The organism is uncultured Planococcus sp., assembly GCF_947501725.1.
GTDB classification, from domain to species: domain Bacteria; phylum Bacillota; class Bacilli; order Bacillales_A; family Planococcaceae; genus Planococcus; species Planococcus donghaensis_C.
Map to the genome: position 1 here is coordinate 57,229 of NZ_CANMXD010000004.1, position 13,165 is coordinate 70,393.

Consider the following 13,165-nt stretch of genomic DNA (forward strand, 5'->3'; position numbering starts at 1 on the left):
TCCCCCTTATTATACGAATGCATTTTCTTGTTTTGCCATAAACCGAATCGCACGCATTCTTTTCATCATATCGTTTTCCCCACGCCCAAAATAATCATGGAGAATGGAATATTCCTTGTACAAACTCTCGTAAACCACCACATTCTCCGGAATCGGTGTGATGACTTTGTCTTTGATCCTTGCCATTTTACTCGTTGCTTCAAGAATCGAATCGAATCCGCCATTTGCTGAACCCGCAGCAAGCGCTCCGAACATGGCTGCACCCAGAGCCGGTGTCTGGTAGGAATCGGCAATTTTAATCACGCGATTCGTCACATCCGCATAGATTTGCATCAACAATTGATTTTTATGCGGCAAACCTCCGCAAACATAGATTTCGTTCACTGCCAGGCCATTGGCTGTAAAGGCATCGACAATTTTGCGCGTCCCAAATGCCGTCGATTCAAGCAAAGCCCGGTAAATCTCTTCAGGCTTTGTTTTTAAAGACATGCCGATCATCAACCCGCTGAGATCCGTATCGACCAACACAGACCGATTGCCGTTCCACCAGTCAAGCGCCAATAATCCCGTTTCACCCGGTCTGTACGCCGCCGCTTTTTTCTCCAGTAATTGATGGAGAGTCAAGCCTTCTTGGATAGCATCGTTTTCAACGGAACTCGATACCGCGTTGTCCACAAACCACGCAAACAGATCCCCGACTGCGGGTTGCCCGGCTTCATATCCAAACAACCCGGGAATGATGCCGTCTTCAACCACGCCGCACATGCCTTCCACTTCAACTTCCTTATCCCCTAAAAGCAAAGAACAAATGGAAGTACCCATGGTCATCACGAGTTTTCCGGGTTCAGTCACGCCCATAGCTGGGACCGATACATGCGCATCCACATTTCCGACAGCTACGGCTATGCCTGCTTTTAATCCAGTGGCTTGCGCCATCGCTTCAGTCAACTCTCCAGCTTTTGTACCGATAGGAACCACGTCTCCGCGAAGTTTTGTCGCAACCAGGTTCTCCAAGCGCGGATCCAAGGCTTTGAAGAATTCGTTCGTCGGGTAGCCATCCTGTTTATGCCAGATCGATTTATATCCGGCAGTGCAGCTGTTGCGAATTAAATTTCCGGTCAATTGTGAAGTCACCCAGTCTGTCGCTTCCACAAAACGGTCTGTTCTTTCATATATATCAGGAGCTTCGTTTAGAATTTGCCAGATTTTAGCGATCATCCATTCCGAGGAGATCTTTCCGCCATAACGGGCAAGGAACTTCTCTCCCCGCTGTTCCGCGATTTCATTTAATTGATTGGCTTCATCTTGTGCGGCATGATGCTTCCATAACTTCACCCAGCTATGGGGATTGTTTTTCAGTTCCGGATGATCGGACAAGGGCTCGCCCTCTGCGTCAATCGGCAGCATCGTACATGCTGTAAAGTCGATGCCAAGGCCAATGACTTGTTCAGGGTCTACTCCGGATTTCTGCAATACGTGAGGAATCGAGTTTTTCAACACCTCGATATAGTCCTGAGGATGCTGCAGCGCCCACTCATCTTCGAGCGGGATTCTCGTATTGGGCAAAATTTTGTCTATCACGCCGTGGCGGTAAGGTGTTACATGATCAACGATTTCCTTGCCGGTCTCCAAAGAAACAAGGACAGCGCGGCCAGATTCCGTTCCATAATCGACTCCAATTGCATAATTAGTATTCATCCCATCAACCCCCTATTGTGCTTTGGCCATAATATGATGCTGCACCGTGTTTTCGTAAATAATGCTTATCCAGCAGTCGCTGATCCATGCTGGATACATCCGGATTCAGTTGATACGTCTGCAACGCCATTTTCGCCACTTCTTCCAACACAACCGCATTATGGACGGCTTCATTTGGGTCTTTGCCCCATGAAAACGGCGCGTGGTTATGTACTAAGACACTTGGAATTTCATTTGGATTCTTGTCTTTGAACGTCTCGATGATGACTTTGCCTGTTTCAAGTTCATAAGCTCCATTAATTTCCGCTTCCGTCATTGCCCGTGTGCAGGGAATAGTTCCATAAAAATAGTCCGCATGCGTAGTCCCCAAAGCCGGTAAACTTCTGCCGGATTGGGCCCAGCTTGTTGAGCACGGAGCATGGGTATGGACCACCCCTCCTATTTCCGGGAAATTCTGATACAAATAGATGTGCGTAGGTGTATCGGATGACGGTTTCAGATTTCCCTCCACAATATTGCCGGCTAAATCGACAACCACCATATCTTCCGCCGTCATTTCTTCATAGGAAACACCGCTTGGCTTAATGACGACAAGCCCTTCTTCCCGGCTGATACCGCTTACATTTCCCCATGTGAATGTCACCAGATTATGCTTCGGCAAGGCTAAGTTCGCTTCCAGTACTTGTTTTTTCAGATCAGTTAACATTTAGTCATCCTCCTCCATATATACGTACAAGTAGTTTATTTATTCAATATTAACCTAAGATGTACGTATAATCAATAATGTATTTGTATTTTCAGAAAATAATTTAAAGGAATACAAAAAAACAGTGTAATTTCTGGATCGCGCTGCTGAACTTGAAGATAAAAAATAGGTAGAGAATTCCCTTTAGAATCCTCTACCCAGCTTTCCACTATTAAGTTATGAATTTTTTACCGGGTGGCAGTAAGAATCCCATTCCTGTTTGTTAAGCCGTTGAATTGACTTCGATATTTTACTGAAAGCCCTTTTTTGGTATATGTAAAAGAAATTACAGATAGTAAGTCATTGAAAAAGACCTGCTGTAAAACGGCAGGTCTTAAACACACACATAATTTCAATTTTGCTAATAGGTTTCAATATCCCACGAATGCTGGATGTCCACTGCTCCTTTAAGGGTTTGTGCTACAGGACAACCTTTATCAAAGACAGACAAAGCCCGTTCTGCCGCATCTTGTTTCCCATCCGGCACTTTCACATGATAGTGGGCTGTGATTTTTGTTACTTTCAATACGCCTTCTGGAGCTTCGATTGTCCCTTGAACATCTGCATGCACTTTATCTGGTGAAGTTGGTATATGACGCGCTTCCAGCGCGCCGGATAATGTCCCGACCAGTCAACCACCGGCAGCTGCCACAAGATGATCCAGTGTTGATGGATATTCCGGATCGGTCTCAACTCCATAAAACGCTTTTACTCCTCCGTGTACACCATACAAAACAGGTTCTTCAAAATCACCAATATACGCTTCACGTATTTTATTGGCTGTATCTTTTTGGATAATGGTTATTTTCGTCAACTCGATGGGTTCACTCACTTAATCATCTCCTTTTTCAAAGAATATCAATCAACTGACTTTGCTGCAAAAGACAACCTAAATACAATTTTATATTACCCTGCACAGCCAAACAGGAAACATTCTCAACTCCGGTAAAACGAAGCCTCCGGAGCAGCTGGGGGAAGCTGGGTGCCGAATTCCATTGAAGCCTAATCCTTGTCTCTTGTGATCAATAAGATAAAACTTCTTCCGATGTCAGGCCGAAAAAGTTTTTTGATTTTCACAATTGGTCAGTACATCCATCGCTGGATATTGAATTGCGGATTGAAACATAGGAGCTGGTCTTATCGACTTTACCCATATGCTTGTCGAATTCATACATGGTTAAATAAAACAGGTAGAGAATTCAATCAAGATTCTCTACCTGTGCTTCTCATATTAAATTATGAATTTTTTACCGGGTGATGGTAAACGTGCTCCGGATAATCTGTAATGATGCCATCTACATTCAAATCGAATAGCCGTAAAGCCTGCTCCTGCGATCTTGACGTGTATGGATAGATGTCCATCCCCGCTTCATGAACATCACTAACCAGCTCATCTGTAACAATATTCATCGTTGGGTTGAAATAATCCGCGTAAGTTGCGAAGTGGGCTAATTGTTCTTCCGTTACATCCGCCCAACTGCCTCCTGTCAAAACGCCATGAGAGAGATTGGGTAAAAGCTCTTTCGATTTCTTCATGGATTTGTGATTAAAGGATTGGATGATGATTTTATCATTATTTGGCATGCTCATATTTCGTTCGATCAAAGCATCCGCAATCTTCTCTTCGATTCCCGGATAAAGTTCCGGTGCCTTCAATTCAATTAGGATACCGACTTTTCCGCGAAATGCATCCAACACTTCCTCAAAAGTAGGAACACCTTCGCCTGCATAGGCTTCACTGAACCAGCTGCCGGCATCCAACTGTCTAATTTCCTCTAAGGTTAAATCGCCTACTTTGCCGGTTCCATCTGTTGTGCGATTTACTGTGGTGTCGTGGATAACGACAAGCTCTCCATCTTTTGTCATTTGGACATCGATTTCGATATAATCCGACTTCATTTCAAATCCTTTTTGGAAAGCTTCCATCGTATTCTCAGGTGCATGTCCTGATGCTCCACGATGGGCGATGTTCACCATTTTTTGCTGTTCCTGTTTTGATAGCGTGTTGCCTGCTTCTCCCTGTTCAGCTGCAAATACAGGTCCGGTAAAGGCTGTCAACGCAAGGCTTGCTGCTAAAATAGTCATCATTCGTTTCAACTAACCACTCCTTTTCTATTGATAACTCAAGTATAAGAAGTGAATATGTTGTAGGTATTAATAGAGCATTAAGATAGGTTAAATAATGTAAATTAACGGAAATATTTTACTTTGTTTTCTCTTTAATCTCCAGTTATCTTCTCTCTCCTGTGCATACAATCAGTGCAGAAAGAGTACATAAAAACACCTCAAGCAGAAGAACTCCGAACTTACAGAATTCCTCACAAATTGAGGTGTTGGTTTTAATTATTCAATTCACCAAAGTGGTTTTTTTTCATTTGATAGCTTGATGGTAAAAGGCATGTAGATAAGCATACCTAGAACAAATAAAGTAATAAAAGAAATGAAAGCTATATTGTTTAAATCGTAGAAGGAATTTAAAAACACGATCAAGATCAAAGGAATAAAGGTAAATAAAGAAATTCCTTTTTGTGAACTAGGAGCTACATATTGTCGCTCTCCGCAATTCGGACAATTTTTGTTGTTTTTAAATCCAATGATAACTGTATCAGACCAACTCCATTGATGATTGCAGTTTTGACAGCTTGGCATCTCTTTCACTCCTTTCTTTCAGAACCCAAACTTACTCGAGGATATGTTTAAGTAGTATCCAACTTTTTCTGTGAAAAATAGAGGATTCCCATCACAACGGCAGGTATCATAGGCATTAAAAATCCTAGATTTGTATAGAATAGGACTGGTGCTGCAAATGCACCGCAGCCGAAAAGCAGTAACGCTAAAGATTTATCTTTAATGCCATAAAAGAGCAATAAAACTCCTGCCATCCCTAATAGGATAAAAAATAAAATTATACAATTCATATATCTCCACCCCCTAATAATTATCTATATTGGAGAAAAAGACTAACTACTTCCGATAGTAATGAATCTTCCGAACGTTCGGTTATTAACTTTAATTTCATTATATAATTTTTCCAGATAATAACCAATTATTCGTAGATTTCGATAAAAAAAGAACCCGATATAAGATTTTGAATCTCTACATATCGGGGCATTCTGTTATACAATTTGTTTTGTAATTTTAAGTTTTGCGATAGTAAACTGGACTTGTTACTCTAATAAGCCCTTTTCATTTTAACAGATAGTATTATTTCGCTGCTGTCACATGTTGAAAATGATCGTTCAGCTTTTCTTCCATGGCATCTTTGTTTTCGGCGAATTGTTTATGGCGATGGCCGTTGCCACCTGATGGATGCGGGAAGCCGGAGAGGGTATTTCCGGATGCAACCAGTCCTTGATCCACCAGGTAATTCAAGGCGTTCGAAACGTTTACTCCCAGCGGGATGATCAAGGCGTCACTCAAAGTCTCCAGTTCTATCGCAAAGTTTTCTGTAAGGTATTTCTTCAATGTCTCGTTCTTCAATAGATTTGGCGATGACCCGCTGTAATTTTTACCGTTGTGGAAAACAGGATATGCCAGAACCGAAGTCGTATGTACCAGATGGCTCGCCTCTTCAAACAGCTCTAAGCTGGTGGACAAGCCCAGATGCCCGTTTAACCCGAGTTCATCCAGCATCTTGATCAAATTCTTTCGCATTGTCCCTTCAAAACTGGAGTTGTTCTTCACTTGGCGAAGAATTTCCTCATCGTCTATTTCTGTCCCGACTACATCAATTACGGTCGAAAAGGACTTTTTCATCTGATGCATGCCAGGCGTGATGCCGACTATGACCACTTTCGCCTGCTCATTTACATATTCAAACGGCGCGTAGTAGATCTCCAGCTTTTTCTTATCGTCTCTATCCAGTAAAAATGCCTCATTAATCAACGACTCGTCTGTATAGGAAGACGATATGGATTGGATGGATTCTTTGTACTGCTGGAACTTTGCGTATTTAGCGATTGTCATGGATAAAACCCCTTTTTTTGAATGAAATTCAACTTTTTGTTTTCGGCACTTCCGATTCCGATTTACCATTTATTCCCATCTATATAGGCATCTTGTTAAGTACCGGAAATCGTTATTCGGTTTCTTCCTTCGGATTTTGATGCATACAGCGCTTGATCCGCTAATTGAAAAATTTCAGGCAATGAAAAGGACTGGGCTGGAAACTCTGAAATTCCGATTGAAACTGTGACAGTTTTGTCGGGAATTAACGAGGTCTCTTCGATCTTTCTCCGAATCTGTTCCGCAGTCTGATAAGCTATCAAACGATTGGTATCCGGTAGAAGAAGAACAAACTCTTCTCCTCCATAGCGGAAACAAAAATCTTCTGGCCGGATGATTTCTTGAACAACAGCTGCCAGCTCTTTGAGCGTTTCATCCCCCTTTTGATGGCCGTACGAGTCATTGATCGACTTAAAATGGTCAATGTCCAAGACGAGCAAGGAGAAAAGTCGCTCTTCGTTTGACCAACCAGTCAATACTTCATCTAATTTTCTTCGATTGGGTAATCCGGTCAGCGTGTCGGTCAAAGCAGACTCCGTGAGCCGCTGATTATTCCTTTCGAGAGTTTCAAAAGCAACAGCGACACTTTTCGTCAACAGATCGGCCTCCCGGTTCCAATGAGGCTTTATGAGCGCTTCTCTAATAGGCTGGGACACGGTCTTTCCTTCCGCTAATTGATCCACCACATTGCCTAAATGAGTAAAAGGGGCTGCCAATTTTCGCGCAATAAATACCGAAAGCAAAAGTAAAAACAAAGATGGGAATAACATATTTTTTAGCATTTGCAGCAACTGGTCAATCAGGGAATCTTGCAAAAATGAATATGGGGTTTGCTGCACAATACCCCAACCCGGTTCGGCTACATGGCTATAAGCCGCCAGCATAGGCACCCCTTTTGTATTGGTCACGTGTTCCATGCCACTCTTTCCTTGTGTTAATTTGCGGACGACTGGATTTTCATAAACGCTTTCTCCGATTAAGTTGCGCTCCGGATGAAACAATAATGTTCCTTTTGGTCCCACTACAAAGTAATAAGAGCCATTTTGCTCAACGGCATCGTTTCCAAGCAATTGATTCAACACATTCTTTTCCTGAAGAAAAATAGAACCGCCAATCATTCCTCTGTATGTGCCATCTTTCGAGTAAATAGGCTGACTCATCAGCATGATCAACCGATCGGATAACCCTGTATAAGGGGTAGTCAGACCGGGCTCTCTTGCATCTAAGGCATCTTTTGCCAGCCCAGGTGCAATGGTTTCTCCTTTTATTCCAATACTGACGGGACTAATAGCTCGAATTACACCCGTTTCGTCTATCCAGGAAAGAGAATTGAAATAACCGCTGCTCACTCGCAGAAGTTCTAAGCTTTCGTGAATTTCTTCATCGGTCATATTTTCATTTGCTTCCAAAAAATTGACGGTGGTTTGCAAATTGATTCTCATGGAACCAAACAAGGATTCCACGGATTGGCTCATTTTTTCAGCTTTAGAATAGTTTAGAGAAAGATAGGTATTAGTTAAAGACTTCTTGTCAGACTGATAAGACGAAATTGTAAGAATCAGTAAGGTTAAAACAACTGAAGCAGCAACAAGAGAGGTAAATAATGTCGCTAAGTTCACTTTTCGTGAATTGAAGATATTCTTCATACAAATATTCCCTCCAAGGGATTCATTAAAAATCACTTCTTCCATTATATAGGTTTTACCTCTTTAATTATATAGCCAGAAATTAAGACTCAAATTGTATTAGTACAGACACAAAAAAGAGAGGACGTGTCAAATTAGTCACGTCTCTCCCATTTTATTCATGTTGCTTCTGATAATCCCTCATATGCAAACTCATAAAAACCTTGACTAAACGCTTCAGAAATTAACGCCTAATGACCATTTGACTTATAAGTGTCAGTAAAGTCCCGTTCCACTTAACTGCACCAGGGTTTTAATGATGTACCTTTTCCCAAGCTCCTCATCATCAAAATTCTTTCCGTCGAATGTCTGGCCTCTCTCCCTGAAAAAAGTGTGCCATTTGCCGTCTTTCTTGTAATAATGGAAGCCTTCAATCAGCGGATCCCTCATCGAGTCACTTTGCGGAAGACCATTATTCAAAGCATAGTCATATATTTCCTCCATGCTTACTGTAAATACTTCCGAGTATTCACGAATTCTCATATCTTTCACACCCAATGTTTCACAAGAAAATTGTAATGCGTTACCCAAAAGCAAAATTTGCATTTGAGTTTCTTTATCAACTAAAGCTTTGCCTTTCTTTGTTGGCACTTCCTCGATCCAATTGCGTTCAGGTAAGGCACTTTTCATGAACAAGACTCGGAGATGTTCAATCGCTTCATTCCGAGCAGCAAACAACGTAAATGGATAGGGCATTTCTCCTTCTTCTTTCCACACCGCCCATTGACCGTCAGGAAGCTCTGTCGTAAACCAACAGTCATCCGCTTGCGTAAAGAAAATGGCAGTTGTATTTCCTTGAGCTTCCTTCCATGTTTTATAACCTAACAATGAGGCGAAATCTGTGGATGGCAGCCCGTAATCTCTAGAAAATAATTTCTTAAAAATTTTTCCTATCATTCTAAAAGCCCTCATTTCATTTTTGTGCTTTTGTATGAATTACGAAGGAGAATGTCCAAGTACAAACAATTACATAGGAGACTGGGGCAATTAACATGCGTGACTTGAACCTTGTGAGTCTCATTAAGTTTATAGGAGTTAATCCCGTTATGGTACTGTGTACTTATTGAATATTCCTATTTTGAACAACCAATTTCGTCTTAAGTGAACGAAATGCATAAGTAAATGCACCAACAGAGCTTTAAAGGAGGATCATGATGAACTTATTTTCGAAATTCAATGAAGCGAACGTTAAAAAAATGACGAATAAGAAGTTATATGAGCGACTGGCACGATTAAATAATGAAAAGAGTCCGGATTTGAAAGCACTAACGCTGATTCAAACCGAAATTGCTCAGCGAGATCCAGCAGAGTATGAAGTGGGGAAAATCGAAGCAGAAGTGGAAAAGTCCCATCGACATGCCGTTAGGGAGACTACTGACATCCTCTACCTAGAAATCAAGTATAACGAGGACTACCTCGCCAAGCCAGAATCCGAAACGGACCCATACGAGCGCAAGCTTCGATCCGCCAAGCTTGAGATGATTCAGAAAGAATTAGGCCGTCGGACAATTTAGGACAATGGCTTAACGAAGATAAAGACACTCGCTCAAGAAGCACTTGGCCTTAAGAAATAAGTATTCCATTTGAAACTTAAGAACGCGCTTAATTCAACGTTTTAAAAGTGCTTGTCGAAGTATACTTTTCCAGATGAAAAGAAAGAGAAAAGCCCTCTTCTCGCTTTTTTCCTTCCTGTAATCCCTCATATGTAAACCTATTTATCAGCACTTGAATTCCCTTTACTTATTGTCACTTAGGATTTCCATACTTATTTTTTTATTTCCCATAACCCATCCTACGGGTATAAAGACAAGCAAGCTAATAACCCACATACTCACTGCTACTGTTAACATCAATGGAAAGTCGAAAGCGACTCTACCCGAATCAATCAGTGAAACGATAAGAGAAAACACCAATCCGCATAACGCTCCGAAAAAAAGGCCAATCAAAAGATAAAAAGAAATCTGTGTGACAATAATTTTCACAATTCCCATTGGCCTGACTCCGATTGTCCGGAGTACTGCAAACTCTTTTCGTTTAGCCAGTATGTTGTTCAGAAGGGTATTCAGGACACCCGCCATGACGGAAACAACCAGTATAATTAGAACCAAAATGAAGATGGCCCATCGCTGCAAGAACATGTCTGAAGCTTCTTTCAGTGCAACAGCATACGTATTGACTATGAGTTCTGGATACATACTGGTTAGGGTTTCAAGAGAACTCATCGCCAGGGATTCATCAACTGCATTTACATATGCTTTATTAAAGTTAGTAGAAGAAGTATTTAACGCCTTCGCCTGCCAATCAAAAAGAACTTCTCCATTGCCAACTGCGTCAGAAACTGCACTTACAACCATTGTCGTCACATATTCTGCACGTTGCTTTTCATCTGAGTAGATTCCAATTTCTAAGGAATCACCGACTTTTACATCATGTTGTTTAGCAAAGACAGGAGATACAATCGCTGCGGTTGCTAAATCCTCTTTTCCGACTTCCGATATGACTTTCATACTCTCAAGCGCTTTTAAGTCTCCCAGCGTATAGTCGAAAGACCTCGTCCCAGCTTCAACAAACAACTCTCCCCCACCAAAAGTGCTGACAGAAGCGACTTGCGCGCCTTGAACTTGGTTACGTACTTCTTCGCTCAAGTGTATGGGATCGATTTCAGATTGTTGAATTCGACTTGTAATGACCATAGGAGTAGGAAACTGTTCACTGATATAGTTTGTATTATTCTGCTTAATCGTACTCAGCATAACTGAACCAAAAACAGCGATAATCATGATAACGCTAATCGAGAGGATTACGAAGCTATTCTTTTTGACTTGCGGCTTTAAATTCTGAAGCGCAATTAACACATTGCGAGAGAAGAATTTCCGAGACGCTGGTATTAGTACAGTTAATAGACTCGTAAGCCATATTGGTAATGCTAAGAAAAGACCGGCTAATAGCAAACAACCACTCAATATAATCAGCATCGCGCTCGCGCTTTCATCCACGGCGAGAATAACGCCAAACAGCAGCGATACAAGAGATGAAATCCCTAGAATTTTGATTGCCATCTTGCGCATTCTGCTGTTTTTAAAATCCAGTTCTTCATTTTCCTGCAGAATCGTTAAAGGCAAGATTTTTGATGATTTGAGCACTGGGATATAGAGAAACAATTGAATCACCAGACTCGCTACAACGAGTACGGGAATCGCTATTTCCCATGCAAATGACATTTGGGTTAGGGAAACGGAAAACCATTGCCCAAAACTTGGCTGCAGGAATTGGTCCACTGCATAAGCAATCGCCAACCCGAGCAAAGCGCCTGCAATGGTAATCATCGTGCTTTGGATTCGGGTGATCTTAGCTAGTTGCGCAGTTTTCGCTCCAAGTGCCCGCATAATTGCAAACTGATTTTTATTCTTATAGATGAATAAGTCGAAATTGGAAATGACCATGATGGCCGTGACAATCAAAATAAGGAACGAAAGAATAACAGTAAATAACGTCAGGGAGTTCACGTTATTTTTTGCTGCTTGATCCTCTTCAATAATATCCACTCGCAAATCCGGCTGAATCTTTTTGAATTCATTCGCCATGGCGATCAAGTCGGTTTCTTCTGCAGTTTTCACCATTAAAGCAGTTGTTTCATTGTTTAGATATGACAGTTCCTTATTGTGAAAAAACTTCGCTCTCTCTAATGCGAAAATTACCATGTCAGGAGCAATTCCTGTTCCTTGAGCGTTCTTTAAAATTTCAGCAATTTCAAATGAATCGTCTTCAATTTCGATTTGTTCGCCGATTGAAAGCTTGAGCGACGCAGCTAAATTTTCTGTAATGATGACTGTGTCTTCCGTTAAATCTACACTTGTTTTATACCTACTTTTTGCAATAGGATCGTTTTCTATTCCCAGTGTGTAAACTTCTCCACCTAGCGTCTCTACATATGTTTGGGTAACCAGTGCTTGCGACACATCAATTGTCGAAGGATGGTCCGATATCAATTCCAATAACTTCTGTTCATCTTCCACCGGACTGTCATCGCTATAGACAAGAGCTAGGTCCATATCGCCATACATCTTTCGCAGATCCTCTTGAAGCGTTTGTTTGGCATTGACGACAAATAGAGTCATCGTTATTACAAGAGAAACAGCGATGGCAATACTCATAACCGAGGTAAAAATCAAAAATTTGTTTTCTCTAAATAAACGGAATGCTAACTGATTGAGTGACTTCATACGGCAGAACCTTTTAAAATATCCTGAGAGATTTTCATAATGTGTTCAAGATCCTGTTTGCCGGAACATTTGTATTCGTTGATGATGGCACCGTCATGGAAAAATAGGACCCGATCTGCATAGGTTGCGACTTTCGGGTCATGCGTCACCACAAGTATGGCTTGGTTCAGTTCTTCCTTCATAGAAGTCAATACCTCTAAAATTTCTTCAGATGTATTGGCATCTAAATTCCCTGTCAATTCGTCTGCCAACAATATCGGTGGTTCACCAATGAGTGCCCGACCAATGGCGATTCGTTGTTGCTGCCCACCCGATAATTGGACCGGACGATGTGCTTTCCACTGAGTTAACCCCATCCGTTCAATCATACGAGTTGTTTTTCTATCAATGGTTTCTTTTGATTCGTCTTTCAAGAGCAACGGCAGTGAAATATTTTCTTCCACCGTTAAGTCTTTCAGCAAGTTATAGGCTTGGAAGATAAATCCAATGTTCTCACGGCGATAATCCGTCGCTTTCGGTTCTGTAAAGAATCCTTCCGAATCTACTCCATTCAATCGTATTGTGCCGCTGGTCGGTTCATCTAATGCGCCGATTACATTGAGCAACGTGCTTTTTCCGGAGCCACTCGTCCCCATAATTGCGACAAATTCCCCTGCATATAAATTGAACGATATACCTTTTAATGCCTCAACTTCGAACCCTTTACCTGTGTATTTCTTTGCTAAATTATTAACTTCCAAAGTTACTTCTCTCATTAATGTCAGTAGCCTCACTTGCTATAGGTAATTTTTTTCATTCTTCTCGACTTT

Annotated in this window: 13 protein-coding genes; 1 reads left to right on the forward strand and 12 read right to left on the reverse strand. The window is 41.5% G+C overall.

Annotated features, from left to right (window positions below; genetic code table 11):
* Nucleotides 1-9 precede the first annotated feature (9 nt).
* The 10 genes from Q0785_RS06815 to Q0785_RS06860 all read right to left on the reverse strand — a co-directional run bounded on the left by Q0785_RS06815 (nucleotide 10) and on the right by Q0785_RS06860 (nucleotide 9,030).
* Nucleotides 10-1,698 carry a ribulokinase gene (locus Q0785_RS06815; RefSeq protein WP_298827493.1) on the reverse strand — a complete coding sequence of 563 codons (1,689 nt, stop codon included), beginning with the start codon at nucleotides 1,696-1,698 and terminating at the stop codon, nucleotides 10-12.
* Nucleotides 1,699-1,702: 4 nt separating this feature from the next.
* Complete coding sequence (gene araD, locus Q0785_RS06820; protein ID WP_298827496.1) at nucleotides 1,703-2,404, reverse strand: L-ribulose-5-phosphate 4-epimerase; 702 nt, start codon at nucleotides 2,402-2,404, stop codon at nucleotides 1,703-1,705.
* A 400-nt stretch (nucleotides 2,405-2,804) separates the two neighbouring features.
* Complete coding sequence (locus tag Q0785_RS06825; protein ID WP_223643106.1) at nucleotides 2,805-3,074, reverse strand: OsmC family protein; 270 nt, start codon at nucleotides 3,072-3,074, stop codon at nucleotides 2,805-2,807.
* Nucleotides 3,075-3,275 carry a hypothetical protein gene (locus tag Q0785_RS06830; protein WP_223643076.1) on the reverse strand — a complete coding sequence of 67 codons (201 nt, stop codon included), beginning with the start codon at nucleotides 3,273-3,275 and terminating at the stop codon, nucleotides 3,075-3,077.
* Between the two features lie 404 nt (nucleotides 3,276-3,679).
* The gene (locus Q0785_RS06835) at nucleotides 3,680-4,540 is read right to left on the reverse strand and encodes a glycerophosphodiester phosphodiesterase (RefSeq protein ID WP_298827501.1); all 861 of its coding nucleotides are present in this window, start codon (nucleotides 4,538-4,540) and stop codon (nucleotides 3,680-3,682) included.
* Nucleotides 4,541-4,795: 255 nt separating this feature from the next.
* Nucleotides 4,796-5,092, reverse strand: coding sequence for a TIGR04104 family putative zinc finger protein (locus Q0785_RS06840; RefSeq protein ID WP_298827504.1), 297 nt, complete (start codon nucleotides 5,090-5,092; stop codon nucleotides 4,796-4,798).
* Nucleotides 5,093-5,139: 47 nt separating this feature from the next.
* On the reverse strand, nucleotides 5,140-5,361 hold the full coding sequence (locus Q0785_RS06845) for a hypothetical protein (protein WP_298827507.1): 222 nt from the start codon (nucleotides 5,359-5,361) through the stop codon (nucleotides 5,140-5,142).
* A 286-nt stretch (nucleotides 5,362-5,647) separates the two neighbouring features.
* Nucleotides 5,648-6,409, reverse strand: a complete 762-nt coding sequence (locus Q0785_RS06850; RefSeq protein WP_298827510.1) for a hypothetical protein — start codon at nucleotides 6,407-6,409, stop codon at nucleotides 5,648-5,650.
* Between the two features lie 95 nt (nucleotides 6,410-6,504).
* The gene (locus Q0785_RS06855) at nucleotides 6,505-8,139 is read right to left on the reverse strand and encodes a sensor domain-containing diguanylate cyclase (RefSeq protein WP_298827512.1); all 1,635 of its coding nucleotides are present in this window, start codon (nucleotides 8,137-8,139) and stop codon (nucleotides 6,505-6,507) included.
* A 210-nt stretch (nucleotides 8,140-8,349) separates the two neighbouring features.
* Nucleotides 8,350-9,030, reverse strand: coding sequence for a hypothetical protein (locus Q0785_RS06860; RefSeq protein WP_298827515.1), 681 nt, complete (start codon nucleotides 9,028-9,030; stop codon nucleotides 8,350-8,352).
* A gap of 257 nt (nucleotides 9,031-9,287) precedes the next feature.
* Between Q0785_RS06860 and Q0785_RS06865 the strand changes: the two genes are divergently transcribed.
* The gene (locus Q0785_RS06865; protein ID WP_298827518.1) at nucleotides 9,288-9,647 is read left to right on the forward strand and encodes a hypothetical protein; all 360 of its coding nucleotides are present in this window, start codon (nucleotides 9,288-9,290) and stop codon (nucleotides 9,645-9,647) included.
* A 222-nt stretch (nucleotides 9,648-9,869) separates the two neighbouring features.
* Here the strand turns inward: Q0785_RS06865 and Q0785_RS06870 are convergent, their stop codons facing one another.
* Nucleotides 9,870-12,356, reverse strand: coding sequence for an FtsX-like permease family protein (locus Q0785_RS06870; RefSeq protein WP_298827521.1), 2,487 nt, complete (start codon nucleotides 12,354-12,356; stop codon nucleotides 9,870-9,872).
* Entirely contained in the window at nucleotides 12,353-13,111 is a 759-nt protein-coding gene (locus Q0785_RS06875; RefSeq protein ID WP_298827524.1) for an ABC transporter ATP-binding protein, read from the reverse strand. The genes Q0785_RS06870 and Q0785_RS06875 overlap by 4 nt, the downstream gene beginning before the upstream one ends.
* Nucleotides 13,112-13,165 lie beyond the last annotated feature (54 nt).